Source organism: Pseudomonas sp. WT-JTC (assembly GCF_056711565.1).
Map to the genome: position 1 here is coordinate 4,144,924 of NZ_CM160042.1, position 18,939 is coordinate 4,163,862.

The window sequence follows — 18,939 nt, forward strand, 5'->3', positions numbered from 1 at the left end:
CTGAACACTCGTTCAACAGAAAACTCGCGAGGCTTCGCGTTCAGCGCAAACAGGTCGTTTTCACGACAGTCGCGCCGTTTTTCAGCACGAGGTTGCCAGGCGCCGTGACCCCCATTGACTGAGCGTGCCGATGACCAGGGCCACGACAACCAGCGCCGCCGCGACGGCGAACGTGACCCGCATCCCCTGCGCGACCGCTTCCGGTGGTGCCTGCACAATGTTGCTGCTGGCCGTGGCGAAGGCGAACACCGCGCCCATCACGCAAGCGCCGGTGATCAACCCCAGGTTGCGTGACAGACCGAGCAGACCGGAGATCACGCCACGTTGTTCTGGCGCAATGTCCGACAGCACGGCGGTATTGTTCGCCGCCTGGAACAGCGCATAGCCGGCCGTGAGCACCACCAGCGGCGCGAGGTAGCCGAGTACGCCGAGGCTCATCGGCACGGCCGGCAGGATGGCTGCGCCGGCCAACATGGCAATCAACCCGACCGCACTCGAACGCTGCGCGCCCAGTCGGTCGACCAGCCGCCCGCAGGGCACACCGGCCAATGCCGCCACCAGCGGGCCGGCCGACATCACCAGCCCGACACTCACCGCCTTCAAACCCAGCGCACCCGACAGATAGAACGGGCCGACCACAAGGGTGGCCATGACGACCGTGGTCACCAGGGTGCTCATGGCGAACCCTGCGCTCAGCCGCGGGTTGCGCAACATCGTCAGTTTGACCAGCGGCGACGTGGCCGTCTGCTCGACCAACACGAACAGGATCAAGCCGATCACCGCGACCAGCAGCAGCGCGGTATTGAGCGGGCCGAAGCTGCCGTGCCCAAGGGTCATGGCCAGCGTGTAGGCCAGCAGGGTCAGGACCAATACCAGCGTGCCGAGTGCGTCGAAGTCTGGCCGATTGGACGTCATCTCGTGGCGATCCACTGGCAAAAAGCGCCAGGCAAGCCCGAGCGCCAGGACACCCAAGGGTACGTTGAGCAGAAAAATCCCCTGCCATCCCACTTGTGCGATCAGCACGCCGCCAAGTGTCGGCCCCAGGGAAGTGCCGACTGCCGACATCGTGCCGAGCACGCCCATCGCGCTGCCCATTTTTTCCTTGGGCACTGCCGCGCTCACCATTGCCATGGACAACGCCATCATGGTGGCCGCGCCGATGCCCTGTAACGCCCGGGCAGCAATCAACAGCCACAGACCGGGCGCCATTGCGCACAGGATCGAGGCAACGGTAAACAGCGCAATGCCGATCAGCAGCAACCGGCGCCGCCCAATGAGATCGCCGAGCCGGCCAACGCTGACGATCAACACCGTGATGCTCAGCAAGTAGGCGAGCACCACCCACTGCACGGCCTGGAACGACGCTGAAAACGCCTCGGCCAATGCCGGTAGGCCAACGTTGGCAATGCTGGTGCCCAGGGACGACAGCAACATGGATAACGACAGGCTGGCCAAGGCTCCCCGAATCGATATGGACTTCATTCTCTCGCGACTCCGCAAATAGGTTGTCCCAAGCCTAAGCTCGGCCATAACATGGCGGAAGACGCAGCATTTGCAGTTTATTCATGCACGAGACGCCACATAGCGACGAACCCATGTGGGAGCGGGCTTGCTCGCGAAAGCGGTGTGTCAGGCAATACACGTGTCAACTGACACACCGCATTCGCGAGCAAGCCCGCTCCCACAGGTATTTCCGATGCCAGACCTGAATCTGTTAATCACCCTGAACGTTTTGCTGGAGGAAGGCAGCGTGGCCCGGGCGGCGCAGCGTTTGCGCCTGAGCCCGTCGGCCATGAGCCGGGCGCTGGCGCGATTGCGCGAAACCACGGGTGATCCGCTGTTGGTGCGGGCCGGGCGCGGGCTGGTTCCCACGCCTCGGGCGCTGGAGTTGCGTGAACGCGTCGGTGTGCTCGTGCAGGACGCCGAAGCCGTCCTGCGCCCCGCCGAGGCGCTCGATCTCCATCAACTGACCCGCACGTTCACCCTGCGCACCAGCGACGGCTTCGTGGAAAACTTCGGACCGCAGCTCATCGCACGCATCCACCAGGAGGCGCCCGGTGTCCGCTTGAATTTCGTGCAGAAGCTGAACAAGGACAGCACCTTGCTGCGTGACGGCTCGGTGGACCTGGAAACCGGTGTGATCGGCGAATCGACCAGCCCGGAAGTACGCACCCGGATGCTGTTTCGCGATCGGTTCATTGGCGTCGTGCGCAAGGATCACCCACTGACAAAAGGTGCAATGACAGCTGTGCGCTATGCCGACGCCCGTCACATTCTGGTTTCACGCCGGGGTCACGAAAAAGGCGTCATGGACGACGCCTTGAATGAGCTGGGACTGAAGCGGGACATCGTCACCATCGTTGCCGGTTTCTCTTCCGCGATTGCATTGGCGCGGGCTTCCGACCTGGTCGCCAGCGTACCGGAGCGGCACGTCGGCAACCTGTGCCAGGGGATGCATTGCTTTGCCCTGCCGTTCGCCACGCCACCGATCACGGTTTCGATGCTGTGGCACCCGCGCATGGACGCCGACCCGGCGCATCGCTGGCTGCGCGGGTGCGTGTGGGAGGTTTGCAGTCAATAACGCCACCGGAAAATTCAGTGTGAAACGCCAGGCTTGACCGCCACACCCTCCCCGGTCGAAGGCATTCAAGCGCTTTGTATCGAACTGTATTTCCCCCGGCCACCTTACACAGCGATACAAATCCGCCAGGTTCAGGACATATAGGCAGTACATGGCAATGAAAAAGTGGGGCGCATCGGAAAGCGCAGGTTTTCCGAGCATTCCAGCGACCCACTGACAGGAAAAACCACCATGATCAATGCAATCGATACCGTGCTGTACACCGGCAAGACCCACACCACCGGCGGCCGCGATGGTCAGGCACGCAGCACCGATGGACGCCTGGACATCAAGCTTTCGCCTCCCGGCTCTTCGGGTGCCGGTACCAATCCTGAGCAACTGCTGGCGGCGGGTTGGTCGGCTTGTTTCATCGGGGCGATGGGCAAAGCGTGCGTCGCGCTGAAAGTGGCCTTGCCGAGCGACGTTGCGGTGGATGCCGAAATCGATCTGGGCAAGTCCGAAAACGCTTTCTTCCTTCAAGCCCGTCTGAATGTCAGCCTGCCGGGCCTGGACCCGACCATCGCACGCAAGGTGGTGGAACTGGCGCATCAGACTTGCCCGTACTCCAAGGCGACGCGCGGCAACATCGACGTCGAAATCAATCTGGTTTGACCGATGCAGAAAAGCCTGGCCTGACGTCTTGATACCGGTCAGGCCAGGCCTCTTGAACACCAAAATTGCTTGTAGGAGCGAGCTCGCTCGCGATGGTCTTGAGAGCGCCGCGTTTAGCCAGTAAGCACGCGTTATCGTTAACGACCATCGCGAGCAAGCTCGCTCCTACATTGCCTACTCCTTCAGGATCAGCAGCGGTTCGCCTTTCTTCACGATGTAGGTCGCCAGTTCCGAGGCCTTGCCCCCACCCACGTTCTTCGCCACATGGGCGACGCCTGCGGGAATGTACAACGAATCACCGGCCTTGAGCGTCACCGGTGCCCGCCCTTCCAGTTGATACTCGAAGGTGCCGCTGATCACGTGTGCCACCTCGACGCCCGGGTGGGCATGCTTGGGCGAAGTCACACCGGAATCGAAGTCCACGAGTACTTGCAGGACTTCGCGATCGGCGGCGCCCAGGTCTTCGTGTACCAGGTCGGTGCGATGCAGGCCCTGCTGCCAGCTTTTCATCGCCGGGGCCGGCTGTGCTTCCTGGGCTTGAGCGAGGCTCGCTGCGCTGGCAAGCCCTGCCGCGGCCAGGATCATGCCAAGCTTGCCGAGGGTGTGACGGGTGTGGGTACGCAACATAGTCTTTCCTCCAGTTGAACCACGCCAGGCCGCGCCGAAAGTGGCGCGATGCCGGTGGTTCCATTTGAAGGCCGCCGTGTATCGCCCGGGTGTCGGGAAACGGCGGTTTTGTATGCACGGGTAACGGCAGGCGTCGCCGATACCTATTGATACAAACCCACCGCTGCGGGCACGTCGCTGGTCTACTCCCCCGCCGCTCCCGAATCGGCCGCGCGACTGCCCTTGAACGCTTCGCGCCGGGCGTTGCGTTCGGCGACATAGGCAACACTCGGTTCACTGATCAGGTCGGCGCGGCGCAAGGGCTGCCCGCAATGCACGCACAACGGTCCGAGTCCGGCCGGCTCGCCGCAGCTGCGGTGGGTATACACCACCGCCAACCCTTCCTCGGGCGACTTGCACCAGGTTTCGCCCCAGGCCCGCAGCGCCAGGATCACCGAGTAGAACGCGTCGCCTTTTTCCGTGAGGTGATACTCGTAGCGTTTTGGCCGTTCGCTGTAGGCCCGACGCGCGATGATTCCGTCCGCTTCCATGCTTTTCAAACGCGCCGCGACCATTTGCGGCGTACCGCCGGTCTGCACCTGGATGTCGTCAAAACGATGGCTGCCCATGAACAGTTCGCGCAGCACCAGCACCGTCCAGCGGTCGCCCACGACGGATTCGGCCCGGGAAATCGGACACAGGGTTTCAGAAACGGTTTTTTTCACCGACATGCGGTATTGCCTCTTTCCTAGTTACTATGATTATCATATCTGCGTGAATTCCGAGCAACTACACTTCACCATCCACGGATATTTTGCGGAGAACCGTCATGTCCAACGCTACCTACCCTCTTGACCGGACTGCCTATCTGCTGGTCGATCCCTACAATGATTTTCTCTCCGATGGCGGAAAGATCTATCCCTTGATCGAGCCAATCGCCGAGCAGGTCGGTCTGCTCGACAACCTGCGTACGCTCGATCGCACCGTACGCGCGCTCAATATTCCAGTGGTCATCGTACCGCACCACCGCTGGGAAAAAGGCGACTATGAAAACTGGGACCACCCAAGCCCCACCCAGTGCAAGATCATGCATATGCATCACTTCGCACGCGGTGAATGGGGCGGCGAATGGCACCCCGACTTCGCACCGAAGGACGGCGACATCGTCGTACAGGAACATTGGGGGTCGAGCGGCTTTGCCAATACCGACCTCGATTTTCGCCTCAAGCAGAAGGGTATCACCCACGTGATCATCGTCGGCCTGTTGGCCAATACCTGCATCGAGGCAACCGCCCGTTACGCTCAGGAACTCGGCTATCACGTCACCTTGGTACGCGACGCAACCGCGGCCTTCAAGCCGGAAATGATGCATTCCGCCCATGAGCTGAACGGACCGACGTTCGCCCATTCCATCGTGACTACCGAAGAACTCGTTGCCGTACTGGCACAGGCAGGTGCGTGATGCAGTTGACTGGCAATCTGCTGATCGGCGCCAGCGATGTCGCCGCCAGCGAAGGCACCCTGAAGGCGCTCAATCCCGCGACAAACCAGCCGATTGAACCGGCGTTTGCGCTGGGCAGCGTGGCCGACGTCGACCGCGCCGCGGTTCTCGCCGACGAGGCGTTCGATGTCTACAGCCATACCTCGCTCGCCGCCCGGGCGACGTTTCTCGAGTGCATCGCCGACAACCTCGACAGGGTCCGCGAGGCGCTGGCGGCACGGGCCGCCCTGGAAACCGGCCTGCCCGAGGCGCAACTGGCAGGCGAGGCAACCAAGGCGGCCACCCAGTTCCGCCAGTTCGCCGATGTCGTGCGCAAGGGGCGTTTCCTGCAACTGGCCATCGACCCTGCACAGCCCGAGCGCCAGCCACGCCCGCGCATGGACCATCGCCTGCAGAAAATCGCCATCGGCCCGGTGGCGATCTTCGGTGCGAGCAACTTTCCCATCGCCTACTCGGTGGCCGGTGGCGATACCGCTTCGGCGCTGGCAGCCGGCGCGACCGTGATTCTCAAGGCGCACAACGCGCACCCCGGTGCCTCGGAAATTCAGGCCCGCGCCATTCGTGAGGCGGTGCAAGCCTGTGGACTGCCCGAAGGCGTGTTCTCCATGGTGCGTGGCAGCGGCAATGCCATCGGCGAAGCGCTGGTCGATCATCCGCTGATCAAGGCCGTGACCTTCACCGGTTCCGAACAAGGTGGCATGGCGCTGTATCGGCGCGCGCAACAACGCCTCGAGCCGATCCCGGTCTTCGCCGAAATGACCAGCGTCAACCCGACCTTCATCCTGCCCCGGGCACTCGCCGAACGCGGTGCGCAGATCGGCGATGGGTTTGCCGAACGCATGCTGGTCAACGTCGGCCAGGCCTGCCTCAAACCGGCGATCCTGATTGCCATCGAAGGTGCAGGGTTTGCAGCACTGCGCCACGCCATGAACAAACGCGTGAGCGAGGCTCCGGCACGCACGATGCTGACTCCGGGCATCCATGGCGCGTACCTGAAGGGACTCTGCAACATGGAGAACGCCGGCGCCCGCCTCGTCGCCGTTGGCTCGACCTCCACGGCTGAAGTCGATGGCCGCTCGGCGCTGTTCGAAGTCGATGGCCAGCGCTTTCTCGCCGAACCGGCGCTTTCACAGGAGGTATTCGGCCCGTCCGCGCTGCTGGTGAAGGTCAGGGATGAGGATGAGTTGCTACGGGTAACGCGCTCATTCAAGGGGCAACTCAGCGCGACCCTGCATCTTGAGCAGGACGATCTGCCCCTGGCCCGTCGCGTGCTGCCAACCCTGGAGCGACGTACCGGGCGCATCGTGGTCAACGCCTTCGCCCATCCGCAGGAAGTGTGTTTTGCCACCGTGCATGGCGGGCCGTTTCCGGCCACATCCGACAGCCGCTTTACCTCAGTGGGCATGACCTCCATCGAACGCTTCCTGCGCCCGGTGGCCTACCAGGGTTTTCCGGATGCCCTGCTGCCAGAGCCCCTGCGCGAGGGCAATCCTTTGGGGCTGCCGCGCCTTGTGGACGGTCAATAAACGAAAAATGTCATTGCGTTGACTTGTAGGAGCGAGCTTGCTCGCGATGGACTCAAGAGCGCCGCGCTTAGCCAGCAAGCCCGCGTTTTCGTTAACGACCATCGCGAGCAAGCTCGCTCCTACAATGTAATTCCGTTCATTGAATTTCTGTGGCGAGGGCACGCCTTGTGGACGGTCAATAGACGAAAAATGCCATTGCGTTGTCTTGTAGGAGCGAGCTTGCTCGCGATGGACTCAAGAGCGCCGCGCTTAGCCAGCAAGCCCGCGTTTTCGTTAACGACCATCGCGAGCAAGCTCGCTCCTACAATGTAATTCCGTTCATTGAATTTCTGTGGCGAGGGCACGCCTTGTGGACGGTCAATAGACGAAAAATGCCATTGCGTTGTCTTGTAGGAGCGAGCTTGCTCGCGATGGACTCAAGAGCGCCGCGCTTAACCAGCAAGCTCGCGTTTTCGTTAACGTCCATCGCGAGCAAGCTCGCTCCTACAATGTAATTCCGTTCATTGAATTTCTGTGGCGAGGGCACGCCTTGTGGACGGTCAATAGACGAAAAATGCCATTGCGTTGTCTTGTAGGAGCGAGCTTGCTCGCGATGGACTCAAGAGCGCCGCGCTTAACCAGCAAGCCCGCGTTTTCGTTAACGTCCATCGCGAGCAAGCTCGCTCCTACAACAACAGCAACAGCAACGGGTCAGTCAGTTGTTTTTCGCTAGCCGGGTTTCACCGCTGTCCCAACCGCCGCCCAGGGATTTGTAGATCGCGACAATAGCCCGGTACTGGTCGGTTTCACCCAGTGCCTGGGCGTCCTCGGCGTTCAATCGCTCACGTTGTGCATCCAGCAACACCAGATAGTCCACCACCCCTTCCTTGTATTGCGTCGCCGCCAGTTCGGCCGCCGCGCGACTCGACTCGCTTTGCTTGATCAGCGACAGCAGGCGTTGCTGGCGTTTGCCGTAGTCGCTGAAGGCGTTTTCCGACTCTTCCAGTGCGAGCAGTACCTGTTGCTCATAGGTCGCCAACGCCCCCTCGGCGTCGGCGTTTGCGCCACGGATTCGCGCCCGCACACTGCCCAGGTCAAATGCGGCCCAGGTGATGCTCGGCCCCAGGCTCCAGGCGCGGGCGGCACTGGAGCCGATTTGTGAACCACGCCCCGCCGTGAACCCCAGGAACCCGCTCAAACTCACCCGTGGGAACAGGTCCGCGGTGGCCACGCCGACATCGGCCGTGGAAGCCGCCAACCGGCGCTCTGCCGCGAGCACGTCCGGGCGCCGGTGCAACAGCTCGCCGGGATCGCCAATCGGCAACGCCTTGGCGATGGCCGGCAAGTCCTTTGGACTCAAGTCGATGCTCAGCGTGTCAGGGCGTTCGCCCAGCAGCGTGGCGATGCGGTTTTTGTGGTGCACCTGCTCCGCCTGCAGTTGCGGCACGCTGGCCTCGACGGCCGCCAACCGGGCATCGGCTCGCACCACGTCGAGTTCGTTACCCACGCCAGCGTCACGCAGGCTCACCGTCACGGTGCGCGATTCACTCTGGTTCTTGAGGTTGGCCAGGGCGATCTTTTCCCGCAGTTGTGCTCCGCGCAGTTGACCATAGGCATCCACCAGTTCGGCGATCATGCTCACCCGCAGCTGGTACAGGTCCGCCGCCGTGGCGTCTTCCCGGGCATCGCTGGACTCCAGTTCGCGCTGGATGCGCCCGAACAGGTCGATCTCCCAGGCCATGTCCAGGCCCAGATCGTAGCGTTCGGTGTTGACCCGGTGCTCGGTCAGCCCCGGTACCTGCGACTTGCCCTGCAGACTGCTGACACGGCTGGTGACCACCGGCAGGTTGTCGTTGCTGACGTCGTCGCGGATGGCCCGGGCGGCTTTCCAGCGGGCAAAGGCCACGCGCAGATCGCGGTTGCCGTCGAGCGCTTTGCCGACCAGCTGGTTCAGCGTGGGGTCATCGAATTGCTGCCACCACAGCGTTTCGAAACGCGTTTGATCGTAATTGGCCCCTTGTGCCGAAACGACATGGGCGGGTGCCGTGTCCGGGGTTTTGTAATCCGGCCCGACCGTGCATGCCGCTAACGCGGTGACCAGCAGACTCGGTAAAAACAGCTTTAACGCGTTCATCAGTGTGCCTCCGAATCAATAACCTTGAGCGAGTGAACCTGGGCCGCCTTGCGCGCGGCTTTACGCTCGATGTAGCGACGAATCAGGACGAAGAACACCGGCGTCAGCAGCAACCCGAAGAAGGTCACCCCGAGCATTCCGGAGAACACCGCGACCCCCATGGCCCGACGCATTTCCGAACCGGCTCCGGTGGACGTCACCAACGGGATCACCCCCATGATGAAAGCGATCGAGGTCATCAGGATCGGCCGCAGACGCATGCGGCAAGCATCGAGTACTGCGTCCAGCGGCGACAGGCCCTGGTCCTGCCGGTCCTTGGCGAACTCGACGATCAGGATCGCGTTCTTGCAGGCCAGGCCCACCAGCACGATCAAGCCGATCTGGGTGAAGATGTTGTTGTCGCCCTTTGAGATGATCACCCCGGCAATCGCCGACAACAGGGTCATCGGTACGATCAGGATCACCGCCAGCGGCAGGCTCCAGCTTTCATACAGTGCCGCCAACACCAGGAACGCCAGCAGGACGCAGAGCGGGAACACCAGCAACGCGGTATCGCCGGACAGGATCTGCTGGTAGGTCAGGTCGGTCCATTCGTAGGTCATGCCGTTGGGCAGCTCTTCCTTGAGCAGTTTCTCGATGGCTTTCTGGGCCTGGCCGGAGCTGAAGCCGGGCGCCGCCGCTCCGTTGATTTCCGCACTGATGAAGCCGTTGTAGTGCATGACCCGATCAGGCCCCGACGTCGGGCTGACCTTGATGAACGTGGCGAGCGGGATCATTTCCCCATGATCATTACGCACCTTCAACTGGCCGATCTGCTCCGGCTCCAGGCGGAATTGCTGGTCGGCCTGAACGTTGACCTGATAGGTGCGGCCGAAACGGTTGAAGTCGTTGGCATACAGCGAACCCAGGTACACCTGCAACGTATCGAAGATATCGCTGACGGCGACGCCGTGAGTCTTGGCCTTTTCCCGGTCGATCGCGGCGTCGACCTGCGGCACGTTCACCGTGAAGCTGGTGAACAGGTTGGCCAGCTCCGGAACGCTGCGGCTCTTGGCGATGACGTTCATGGTCTCTTTGTACAGGGCTTCATAACCCAGGTTGCCGCGGTCTTCGATCTGCAGTTTGAACCCGCCGATGGTGCCCAGGCCTTGAACCGGCGGTGGCGGGAACACGGCGATGTAGGCGTCCTGAATGCTGCCGAACTTGGCGTTCAGTGACGCGGAAATCGCCTTTGCCGACAGACTCGGGTCTTTGCGTTCATCGAAGGGCCGCAAGCCGATGAAGGCGATACCAGCGTTCGGGCTGTTGGTGAAGCCATTGATCGACAGTCCGGGGAACGCCACCGCGCTGTCGAAACCCGGCTCGTTCATGGCGATGGTGCTCATGCGCCGGATCACCGACTCCGAGCGATCAAGGCTGGCGGCGTCCGGCAGTTGCGCGAAAGTCACCAGGTATTTTTTATCCTGGGTCGGCACGAAACCGGTCGGCGTGGTACTGAAGCCCATGTACGTCATGGCGATCAGCCCGGCATACACCAGCAAGGCCACGCCGCTGCCACGAATGACCTTGGCGACGGCAACCACATAGCCATGGCTGGCCTTTTCGAATACACGGTTGAAGGGTTTGAACAGCCAGCCACCGAACAGACGATCCAGCACTTTGGAGAAACGGTCTTTCGGCGCGCCGTGGGCCCTGAGTAATACCGCGGCCAATGCCGGCGACAGGGTCAAGGAGTTGAACGCCGAGATCACCGTCGAGATGGCAATGGTCAGGGCGAATTGCTTGTAGAACTGCCCGGTCAAGCCCGAGATGAACGCTGCCGGCACGAATACCGCACACAACACCAACGCGGTGGCGATGATCGGTCCGGTCACCTCGCCCATGGCTTTCTTGGTGGCCTCGATCGGCTCGAGGCCCAACTCGATGTTGCGCTCGACGTTCTCCACCACCACGATCGCATCATCGACCACGATACCGATCGCCAGCACCAGGCCAAACAGCGACAGGGCATTGAGCGAGAAACCGAACAGGTGCATCACGGCAAACGTGCCGATCAACGACACCGGTACGGCGACCAGCGGAATGATCGAGGCGCGCCAGGTTTGCAGGAACAGGATCACCACCAGCACCACCAGGATCAGTGCTTCGAACAGCGTGTGAACCACCGCTTCAATCGAACTGCGGACGAAGATGGTCGGATCGTAGACGATCTCGTAGTCCATGCCCTCCGGGAAGCCCTTCTTCAGCTCGGCCATCTTCGCCCGCACCTGGTCGGAGACGTCGATCGCATTGGAACCCGGGCGCTGGAAAATCGGCATCGCCACCGCTTCCTGGTTATTGAGCAGTGCGCGCAGGGCGTACTGGTTGGAGCCGAGCTCAATCCGCGCAATGTCCTTGAGGCGAGTGATCTCGCCGTCCGGACCACTGCGGACAATCACGTTCTCGAACTCCTCCTCGGTGACGAGCCGCCCCTGGGAGTTGATCGACATCTGGAAGCTCGTGGCGTTGGGCGCAGGCGGTGCGCCCAATTGGCCGGCAGCGACCTGACGGTTCTGTTCGCGGACCGCGTTGACCACATCGGTCGCGGTCAGGTTGCGTGAAGCGGTCTTGTTCGGATCGAGCCAGATACGCAGCGAGTAGTCGCCGATACCGAACATCTTCACGTCACCGATACCGTTCAGGCGCGACAGCTCATCCTTGACGTTGAGGATCGCGTAGTTGGACAGGTACAGCATGTCGTAGCGCTTGTCCGGCGAGGTCAGGTGCACCACCATCGTCAGCTCGGGCGACGCCTTGTCCACGGTGATACCGATGCGCGTCACTTCTTCGGGAAGTTTTGGCTCGGTGCGCGTGACACGGTTCTGTACCTGCACCTGGGCGTTGTCCAGGTCGGTGCCCAGGGCGAAGGTCACCGTGAGGGTGAGCCGGCCATCGGCGGTAGACTGCGAATACATGTACAGCATGTTCTCGACGCCGGTGATGGCTTGTTCGAGTGGCGCGGCAACGGTTTCGCCAATCACCTTGGGGTTGGCGCCCGGGTAGTTGGCGTGAATGACGACGGTCGGTGGCACCACCTCGGGGTATTCGCTGATCGGCAACTGGAACAGCGCGATGGCACCGGCGATCAGGATCAGCAGCGACAGCACGGCGGCGAAGATCGGCCGCGTGATAAAGAACTGTGAGAACTTCATGGCTGTGTTCCTTTATCCGCGTGGTGAAACGGCGGCATCGGTTTTCACCAGCGCCGGTGACGGAGCGACGGGCTGATTACCCGCCTCGATGGCCTGCCGCTGACGGGCCAGGGTGGCGACGGTTTGCGCATCGGCCATTGGCGCATCCTGAGGCGCGACCACCGCGCCGGGACGAACCCGTTGCAGACCGTTGATGACGATCCGGTCGTCTTTCTGCAAACCGCTGCGCACAATGCGCAACCCTTCGAGCTTCGGCCCCAGATCGACACTGCGGTACACGGCCTTGTTGTCCTGATCGATCACCAGCACGAACTTCTTGCCCAGGTCGGTGCCCACTGCCTCGTCCTTGATCAGCAGGCCGGCATAGGCCGCGCTGCCCACCAGTTTCAATCGGGCATACAAGCCCGGGGTGTATTGACCGTCGGCGTTGTCGAACACTGCGCGGCCACGAATGGTGCCCGTCTTGGGATTGACCTGGTTGTCGACAAAGTTCATCTGCCCCAGGTGGCTGTTGCCCTCCTCGTTCGACAGGCCCATGTACACCGGCGTGGACTGACTGCGCCGGCCTTCGCGGGAGAGTTGGCCGTACTTGAGGAACAGGCGTTCGTCGGCGTCGAAATAGGCGTAGACCTTGTCGGTGGAGACCACGCTGGTCAGCGCCGAGGTGTCGGCGGTGACGATGTTGCCAGCGGTGATTTCGGCACGGCTGACCCGGCCGGTGATCGGCGCGGTGACGCGGGTGAAGCTCAGGTTCAGGCGTGCGAGATCGAGTTGTGCCTGCACGGCATCGACGGCGGCCTTGGCTTCCTGGGCGGTGGTGCTGCGCGTGTCGGCCAGTTCCGCAGAAATGGCATTGCTGCTCAGCAGGCGCTGGCCGCGTTGCGCTTCGTTGCCGGTTCGAACCAGCGTGGCGCGAGTTTGCTGCAACTGCGCTTCAAGGCGATGCACTTCGTGCTCGAACGGCCGTGGATCGATCTGGAACAGCAAATCCCCTTTCTTTACCGACTCGCCATCCGTGAAGGCGACACGATCGATCTGCCCCGAAACCCGCGGGCGAACCACGACGGTTTCCGGCGCTTCCAGGCGGGCGGTGACCTCATCCCATTCAGTGATGGGTTGCTCGAGCACTTTGGCGACCGTGACATGCGGCGCACCCGGAGCCTGGGCGGCATCGGGTGCGTGGCCGCAAGCAGTGATGGTCGCCAACGCCAATGCAACAAGGGGATAACGCAAAGGTTTGAGTGACTGTTCCATGGGGGTGTCCGCCTGACGGTTTAGGGGTTGGAGAATTCTCGGCCGCACAGGGGGCAGCGACGAATTGAACGGAGTGAACTTGGCTATCATCATTAATGATGACTATCATGTTTAAGAACAAAAAAAACGAATACTCAGATCAAGCCTATGAATTAATTAGATTTTTTACTGGAAGCCGTCAGACTGACGACGGAACAGATGGAGTCCAATGCGGGCCCAAGCATTTGCGCCACCTGCAAGGCTCGGGTGGTCGGTTCCATTTTGTGGCCAATGCGTTTAAACAGAGGGTCGTTGAACAGCGTGCGCAAACGGCCCAATGCACCGCTGACCGCCGGTTGCCCCAGGCAAAGTCTTTCTGCGGCCCGACTGACATTGCGCTCCTGAATGAGCACCTCGAAAACCACCAGCAGATTGAGGTCGATACTGCGCAGATCATTACGTTTCATGGGCCAGCACCTTGTGAGGTGTTTTGACTTGAGCCACGGGCTCGGGACCGGCAAAGCCATTGCAGCGAATTTATATTACGACCATCATAAATACCAGCCCCCCGCAAAAATTTGCCAGGGCGCTCGTCGGATGACAGGACCCACTCATGAAAGTGACAAAAGACCAGGCAGCGGCCAACAAGGAAGCGATCCTCGGCGCGGCCTCGAGGATGTACCGGGAAAAAGGCATCGACGGCATTGGCATCGGCGAGCTTTCACGCTCGGTGGGCCTGACCCATGGCGGCTTTTACGGACAGTTCCCCGGTGGCAAGGAGCAGTTGGCGTCGGAGGCCGTGAGCCGCACGTTCGAAACCAACATCGAAGACTGGCGAGCGGCCAAATCCATCCCCGAACTGCTCAAGGGTTACCTGACCCAAGCCCACCTGAGCAACTGGACCGAAGGCTGCCCGATCCCCGCCCTGGGTGCCGATGTCGCGCGCAACGGCGGAGCGGTCAGCCACTCGTTCACCAAAGGCGTGCAGACCCTGATCGAAACGCTGATGCCATTGGTCGACGGCGATACCTATGATGAAAAGCACCAGCAAGCCTTGCGCATCCTGTCATCGATCACAGGGGCAATACTGATCGCCAGGGCCCTGGACAACCCTCGATTGTCGGAGCAGTTCCTGCAATCGGTGATCGAGGCCTGGTCTGCCGACGCCCAGGCATGACAAGCCTGGTAAACCAGAGAGACACGTCATGAATGAGGAGTCGCCATCAGCGCTCCGGGCAACATCAACAAGACTGAACTAGCTTTACCCGCAACCACGGCCAACCGGCAAGGAGTTGTGATGCGCGCCTCAGCATTTTCAGTCGGTCAACCAGCCCCTTGGTTCTATTGCCGAACTCAACTAAGGGAACGCTTTTGTTTCGACACTATCGCCGGTCGGTATGTCGTGCTTTATTTTTTCGGTTCTGCGGCTGATCCGGCATCAATTAAAATTCTGGAAGGTATTCGGACCCATCGCCAGCGGTTCGATGACGATCACATTTGCTTCTTTGGTGTTTCCGTAGATCCGGATGATGAAAAGCTCAAGCGGGTAGAAAGTTCGATACCTGGCATGCGCTTCATTTGGGATTTCGATCGGTCAGTCAGCAAGCTCTACGGTACGTTGCAAACAGACGGCAGTATCAGGCAAATGACCTATGTGCTGGATCATGCGCTACGTGTCCTGGCCGTCGTCCCGATAGAAGCACCGGTTGATAACCATGTCCCCTTGTTGATGCGCTTTCTGGATAGATTGCCCGCACCGACTCCGCCACGCGCCGCCACTCCACACGCACCAGTCCTGGTGGTTCCCCGTATATTCGAGCCTTCGCTGTGTAAAGCACTGATACGTTATTACGACGAACGTGGCGGAGAGGAATCCGGCTTCATGACCGAGCAATCGGGTAAAACCGTCCAGATCACCGACCATAACCACAAACGACGTCGTGACTGCGTGATTGAAGATCAGGCTCTAACCAAAGCCTGTGTGTTGCGTATAGCCAACCGTCTGCTTCCACAGCTACATCAAGCGTTCCAGTTCAATGCCACTCGAATGGAGCGCTACCTGGTGGCCTGCTACAACAGCGAGGAAGGCGGGCATTTCCGGCCCCATCGGGATAACACCACGAAGGGTACGGCGCATCGCCGCTTTGCCGTTTCCCTGTTTCTCAATGCGGAAGAGTACGACGGTGGTTTTCTGCATTTTCCAGAGTATGGAAAAGTACTTTACAGCGCTCCAACAGGAGGGGCCGTGGTGTTTTCGTGCTCACTGTTGCACGAAGCCACCCCGGTAACCCAAGGTCGCCGTTATATGTTTCTGCCGTTTCTATACGATGATGCTGCGCGCGTCATTCGAGAAGAGAACCGCTCATTTATTGAAAGCTGACTCGCGCTAAACACCATTCAGCTTTCATCTGGGACCGGGCCATGACCGCCAAGGTTCATGGTCGCCGGACGCCCTCCGCTGAAGCAGGAGCCGGAGGGCGAGCCGGGGTACTTTTTTGCCGGCAATACCAACGTTACGACAACCTCCCCTATTTCAGATCGAATCGATCCAGGTTCATCACTTTGGTCCAGGCGGCGACGAAGTCCTTGACGAACTTCTGCTGCGCATCGGCGCAGGCATAGACTTCGGCCAGCGCACGCAACTGCGCGTTCGAACCGAAGACCAGGTCAACCCGGGTGCCCGTCCACTTCACTGCACCGGTTTTGCGATCACGCCCTTCATACTCTTGCTGGGCATCCGACACGGGCTTCCATTCCACGCCCATATCCAGCAGGTTGGTGAAGAAGTCGTTGGTCAGCGTCTCCGGCCGTTGGGTGAACACGCCATGCCGGGTTTGCCCGACATTGGTGTTCAACACCCGCAGCCCACCCAGCAGTACCGTCATTTCCGGAGCACTGAGCGTCAGCAGTTGCGCCTTGTCGATCAACAATTTTTCGGCCGGCACACGGTACTGTTGCTTCAGGTAATTACGGAAGCCGTCGGCAATCGGTTCAAGGTAGCCGAAGGAGTCGACATCGGTCTGTTCCTGACTGGCGTCCATGCGTCCCGGGCTGAACGGCACCGTCACACTGTGGCCGGCGTTTTTTGCAGCCTGTTCGACACCCGCACCACCGGCGAGCACGATCAGGTCGGCCAGGGAGATTTTCTTGCCACCGGTTTGCGCGCTATTGAACTCCTTCTGGATGCCTTCGAGTTTGGCCAGCACATTGGCCAGTTGCCCCGGCTGGTTGGCCGGCCAGGATTTCTGCGGCGCCAGGCGCAGACGCCCGCCGTTGGCACCGCCGCGCTTGTCGGAGCCACGGAAGCTGGAAGCCGCCGCCCAAGCTGTAGATACAAGCTGCGAGACCGACAGGCCGGACGCCAGCACCTTGCTTTTCAGGCCCGCCACGTCGCTGTCATTGACCAGCGGATGATCGACGGCAGGGATCGGGTCTTGCCACAGAAGCTCTTCGTTCGGCATTTCCGGGCCGAGGTAACGCGAGAGCGGGCCCATGTCACGGTGAATCAGCTTGTACCAGGCACGGGCGAAGGCGTCGGCCAACTGGTCTGGATTGGCCAGGAAGCGCCGGGAAATCGGTTCATAGATCGGGTCGAAGCGTAGCGACAGGTCCGTGGTCAGCATGGTCGGATCGCGCCGTTTTGACGGATCGTGGGCATCCGGAATGGTGCCGGCGCCAGCACCGCTTTTCGGCTTCCACTGGTTGGCCCCCGCCGGGCTCTTGGTCAGTTCCCATTCGTAACCGAACAGGTTCTCCAGGTAGTTGTTGCTCCACTGGGTTGGCGTGGTCGTCCAGGTCACTTCCAGGCCGCTGGAGATGGTGTCGCCGCCTTTACCGGTACCGAACGTGCTCTTCCAGCCCAGGCCCTGCAGTTCGAGGCCGGCGGCTTCGGGCTCAGGTCCGACATGATCGACGGTACCTGCACCGTGGGTTTTGCCGAAGGCGTGACCGCCCGCGATCAGCGCGACGGTTTCCTCGTCGTTCATTGCCATGCGCGCAAAGGTTTCACGGATATCTATCCCGGCGGAAACCGGATCAGAGTTGCCTTCAGGGCCTTCGGGGTTTACGTAGATCAGGCCCATCTGCACGGCTGCGAGAGGGGTTTCCAGAGTGCGCTCTACGGGATTTTGTCCGGCATCCTTGCCATAACGCACGTCGCCACCCAGCCACTTGCTTTCCGAGCCCCAGTAAACGTCTTCGTCCGGTTCCCAGACATCCGGGCGACCAGCGGAAAAACCAAAGGTCTTGAAGCCCATGGACTCCAGTGCAACGTTGCCGGCGAGGACGATCAGGTCGGCCCAGGAGATTTTGTTGCCGTACTTTTGCTTGATCGGCCAGAGCAGCCGACGGGCCTTGTCGAGGCTGACGTTGTCCGGCCAGCTGTTGAGCGGTGCGAAGCGTTGCTGGCCGGAACCGGCGCCACCCCGGCCGTCACCGGTGCGATAGGTGCCTGCGGCGTGCCAGGACATGCGGATAAAGAAAGGCCCATAGTGACCGAAGTCCGCCGGCCACCAGTCCTGGGAGTCGGTCATCAGCGCAGTCAGGTCTTTTTTCAACGCCTGGAAGTCCAGGCTCTTGAAGGCTTCGGCGTAGTTGAAGTCGCCCCCCAACGGGTCAGACTTGGGCGAGTGTTGACTCAAGATCTTCAGGTTCAGTTGGTTCGGCCACCAGTCGCGGTTCGTCGTGCCACCGCCAGCGGCGTGATTGAACGGGCATTTCGATTCAGTTGACATGGCATCTCCTCTTTATTTTGTTTTCAGCTAACCACCTTTGAGCGTGGATCCGGATCACCGATTGATGAAATAGCTTTTCGGTATGGGATCCATAGCCTTAAGGCTATGATGGCCCCGTGATCAGTCGCTCCAGAACATCCATTAAAGTACCGCTCCGGGAAACTGTCGCTGCCACCGGGGAGATAGCTGATAAACAGTTCAAATCAGCACGAAGCTGCAGCAGCTCGCAAGAGCATCGGCAAGATCATGAACACCTGCCACAATGCATTATTGTTATTTGCTACAAGGATGTTGGCGATCGGAAGGATCGTTTGCCGCAAGAGGTTTCACCATGCTCCTCAAAATCATTGTCATCTGGATATTGCTGTCGATCATCGTCGCCGCCGTGTTCTGTCGCCTGATGCATAACGCCAAGGTTGCCGACCGTGCGCTCAAGATCGCCAGGCCGGATCCTCAGCCCCAGGGTCAAAAGGTGGACAGCACTGCCATGAGCCGGGATAAAAGTGGTGGCGACGATTCGGATTGCCACGCGGCCTGAAACATCCGGTGCGTTCCTGCACGCAATAAAAAACCGGCCTTTCAGCCGGTTTTTTTGTTTCGCTCAACAGCACTTCGGTCCGGCTTTACTGCCGTAACGGGCCTCCTGGCGCTCGCGGAAGAACGCCTCGTAGTCCATCACCGCTTTATCCGGGTGTTTGGTCTGCATGTGCTCGACGTAATTATCGTAGTCGGGCATGCCGACCATCAGGCGCGCGGCCTGACCGAGGTATTTACCGAGGCGACTCAGGTCATTGAACATGCTGC

The 18,939-nt window shown here is 60.7% G+C and carries 16 protein-coding genes; 7 read left to right on the plus strand and 9 right to left on the minus strand.

Annotated elements, in window-relative coordinates; translation table 11 throughout:
• Nucleotides 1-81: 81 nt before the first annotated feature.
• Nucleotides 82-1,530 carry an MFS transporter gene (locus AC06G5_RS18845; protein ID WP_413428185.1) on the minus strand — a complete coding sequence of 483 codons (1,449 nt, stop codon included), beginning with the start codon at nt 1,528-1,530 and terminating at the stop codon, nt 82-84.
• 166 nt (nt 1,531-1,696) lie between these two features.
• Here AC06G5_RS18845 and AC06G5_RS18850 point away from each other — a divergent pair, with 166 nt between their 5' ends.
• Together AC06G5_RS18850 and AC06G5_RS18855 are read left to right on the plus strand one after the other, a co-directional pair.
• Complete coding sequence (locus tag AC06G5_RS18850) at nt 1,697-2,581, plus strand: LysR family transcriptional regulator (protein WP_480458044.1); 885 nt, start codon at nt 1,697-1,699, stop codon at nt 2,579-2,581.
• A gap of 231 nt (nt 2,582-2,812) precedes the next feature.
• Entirely contained in the window at nt 2,813-3,232 is a 420-nt protein-coding gene (locus tag AC06G5_RS18855; protein WP_413428844.1) for an organic hydroperoxide resistance protein, read from the plus strand.
• Nucleotides 3,233-3,406: 174 nt separating this feature from the next.
• Here AC06G5_RS18855 and AC06G5_RS18860 read toward each other — a convergent pair whose 3' ends face one another.
• On the minus strand, nt 3,407-3,859 hold the full coding sequence (locus tag AC06G5_RS18860; RefSeq protein ID WP_413428843.1) for a cupin domain-containing protein: 453 nt from the start codon (nt 3,857-3,859) through the stop codon (nt 3,407-3,409).
• A gap of 182 nt (nt 3,860-4,041) precedes the next feature.
• A complete protein-coding gene (locus AC06G5_RS18865; RefSeq protein ID WP_413428842.1) occupies nt 4,042-4,569 on the minus strand; it encodes a winged helix-turn-helix transcriptional regulator in 528 nt (175 codons plus the stop codon).
• A 98-nt stretch (nt 4,570-4,667) separates the two neighbouring features.
• On the opposite strand from AC06G5_RS18865, the gene AC06G5_RS18870 reads away from it, so the two are divergent.
• Both AC06G5_RS18870 and AC06G5_RS18875 read left to right on the plus strand, forming a co-directional pair.
• Nucleotides 4,668-5,300 (plus strand): cysteine hydrolase family protein, encoded by a 633-nt coding sequence (locus AC06G5_RS18870; RefSeq protein ID WP_413428841.1) that lies wholly within the window; start codon nt 4,668-4,670, stop codon nt 5,298-5,300.
• Nucleotides 5,300-6,865, plus strand: a complete 1,566-nt coding sequence (locus AC06G5_RS18875; RefSeq protein ID WP_480459908.1) for an aldehyde dehydrogenase (NADP(+)) — start codon at nt 5,300-5,302, stop codon at nt 6,863-6,865. Before AC06G5_RS18870 ends, AC06G5_RS18875 begins: the two co-directional genes overlap by 1 nt.
• 694 nt (nt 6,866-7,559) lie before the next feature.
• On the opposite strand, the gene AC06G5_RS18880 is transcribed toward AC06G5_RS18875, so the two are convergent.
• The 4 genes from AC06G5_RS18880 to AC06G5_RS18895 form a co-directional block, all read right to left on the minus strand.
• On the minus strand, nt 7,560-8,978 hold the full coding sequence (locus tag AC06G5_RS18880) for an efflux transporter outer membrane subunit (protein WP_480458048.1): 1,419 nt from the start codon (nt 8,976-8,978) through the stop codon (nt 7,560-7,562).
• Complete coding sequence (locus AC06G5_RS18885; RefSeq protein WP_413427756.1) at nt 8,978-12,169, minus strand: efflux RND transporter permease subunit; 3,192 nt, start codon at nt 12,167-12,169, stop codon at nt 8,978-8,980. Before AC06G5_RS18885 ends, AC06G5_RS18880 begins: the two co-directional genes overlap by 1 nt.
• Nucleotides 12,170-12,181: 12 nt before the next feature.
• Nucleotides 12,182-13,423 (minus strand): multidrug efflux RND transporter periplasmic adaptor subunit MexE, encoded by a 1,242-nt coding sequence (gene mexE, locus AC06G5_RS18890; RefSeq protein WP_413427757.1) that lies wholly within the window; start codon nt 13,421-13,423, stop codon nt 12,182-12,184.
• 152 nt (nt 13,424-13,575) lie between these two features.
• Entirely contained in the window at nt 13,576-13,869 is a 294-nt protein-coding gene (locus AC06G5_RS18895) for a LysR family transcriptional regulator (protein WP_413427758.1), read from the minus strand.
• Between the two features lie 146 nt (nt 13,870-14,015).
• Between AC06G5_RS18895 and AC06G5_RS18900 the strand changes: the two genes are divergently transcribed.
• Nucleotides 14,016-14,579, plus strand: coding sequence for a TetR/AcrR family transcriptional regulator (locus AC06G5_RS18900; RefSeq protein WP_413704504.1), 564 nt, complete (start codon nt 14,016-14,018; stop codon nt 14,577-14,579).
• Nucleotides 14,580-14,699: 120 nt separating this feature from the next.
• Entirely contained in the window at nt 14,700-15,782 is a 1,083-nt protein-coding gene (locus AC06G5_RS18905) for a 2OG-Fe(II) oxygenase (RefSeq protein ID WP_413427760.1), read from the plus strand.
• Nucleotides 15,783-15,930: 148 nt separating this feature from the next.
• Here the strand turns inward: AC06G5_RS18905 and katG are convergent, their stop codons facing one another.
• Nucleotides 15,931-18,135, minus strand: a complete 2,205-nt coding sequence (gene katG / locus AC06G5_RS18910; protein WP_413427761.1) for a catalase/peroxidase HPI — start codon at nt 18,133-18,135, stop codon at nt 15,931-15,933.
• 331 nt (nt 18,136-18,466) lie between these two features.
• Here katG and AC06G5_RS18915 point away from each other — a divergent pair, with 331 nt between their 5' ends.
• Nucleotides 18,467-18,673: a hypothetical protein gene (locus tag AC06G5_RS18915; RefSeq protein WP_480458052.1), complete on the plus strand. Its 207-nt coding sequence runs from the start codon at nt 18,467-18,469 to the stop codon at nt 18,671-18,673.
• Nucleotides 18,674-18,736: 63 nt separating this feature from the next.
• Here the strand turns inward: AC06G5_RS18915 and AC06G5_RS18920 are convergent, their stop codons facing one another.
• Nucleotides 18,737-18,934, minus strand: coding sequence for a YbdD/YjiX family protein (locus tag AC06G5_RS18920; protein WP_480458055.1), 198 nt, complete (start codon nt 18,932-18,934; stop codon nt 18,737-18,739).
• Between the last annotated feature and the right edge of the window lie 5 nt (nt 18,935-18,939).

Excerpts from the sequence above, each read along its gene's own strand:
- AC06G5_RS18850 (WP_480458044.1), top strand. The coding sequence starts at position 1,697 with ATGCCAGACCTGAATCTGTTAATCACCCTGAACGTTTTGCTGGAGGAA.
- AC06G5_RS18885 (WP_413427756.1), bottom strand. The coding sequence starts at position 12,169 with ATGAAGTTCTCACAGTTCTTTATCACGCGGCCGATCTTCGCCGCCGTG.
- AC06G5_RS18915 (WP_480458052.1), top strand. The coding sequence starts at position 18,467 with ATGCTCCTCAAAATCATTGTCATCTGGATATTGCTGTCGATCATCGTC.
- AC06G5_RS18855 (WP_413428844.1), top strand. The coding sequence starts at position 2,813 with ATGATCAATGCAATCGATACCGTGCTGTACACCGGCAAGACCCACACC.
- AC06G5_RS18880 (WP_480458048.1), bottom strand. The coding sequence starts at position 8,978 with ATGAACGCGTTAAAGCTGTTTTTACCGAGTCTGCTGGTCACCGCGTTA.
- AC06G5_RS18900 (WP_413704504.1), top strand. The coding sequence starts at position 14,016 with ATGAAAGTGACAAAAGACCAGGCAGCGGCCAACAAGGAAGCGATCCTC.
- AC06G5_RS18905 (WP_413427760.1), top strand. The coding sequence starts at position 14,700 with ATGCGCGCCTCAGCATTTTCAGTCGGTCAACCAGCCCCTTGGTTCTAT.
- AC06G5_RS18870 (WP_413428841.1), top strand. The coding sequence starts at position 4,668 with ATGTCCAACGCTACCTACCCTCTTGACCGGACTGCCTATCTGCTGGTC.
- AC06G5_RS18845 (WP_413428185.1), bottom strand. The coding sequence starts at position 1,530 with ATGGCCGAGCTTAGGCTTGGGACAACCTATTTGCGGAGTCGCGAGAGA.
- AC06G5_RS18895 (WP_413427758.1), bottom strand. The coding sequence starts at position 13,869 with ATGAAACGTAATGATCTGCGCAGTATCGACCTCAATCTGCTGGTGGTT.
- AC06G5_RS18860 (WP_413428843.1), bottom strand. The coding sequence starts at position 3,859 with ATGTTGCGTACCCACACCCGTCACACCCTCGGCAAGCTTGGCATGATC.
- AC06G5_RS18875 (WP_480459908.1), top strand. The coding sequence starts at position 5,300 with ATGCAGTTGACTGGCAATCTGCTGATCGGCGCCAGCGATGTCGCCGCC.
- AC06G5_RS18920 (WP_480458055.1), bottom strand. The coding sequence starts at position 18,934 with ATGTTCAATGACCTGAGTCGCCTCGGTAAATACCTCGGTCAGGCCGCG.
- mexE (WP_413427757.1), bottom strand. The coding sequence starts at position 13,423 with ATGGAACAGTCACTCAAACCTTTGCGTTATCCCCTTGTTGCATTGGCG.
- AC06G5_RS18865 (WP_413428842.1), bottom strand. The coding sequence starts at position 4,569 with ATGTCGGTGAAAAAAACCGTTTCTGAAACCCTGTGTCCGATTTCCCGG.
- katG (WP_413427761.1), bottom strand. The coding sequence starts at position 18,135 with ATGTCAACTGAATCGAAATGCCCGTTCAATCACGCCGCTGGCGGTGGC.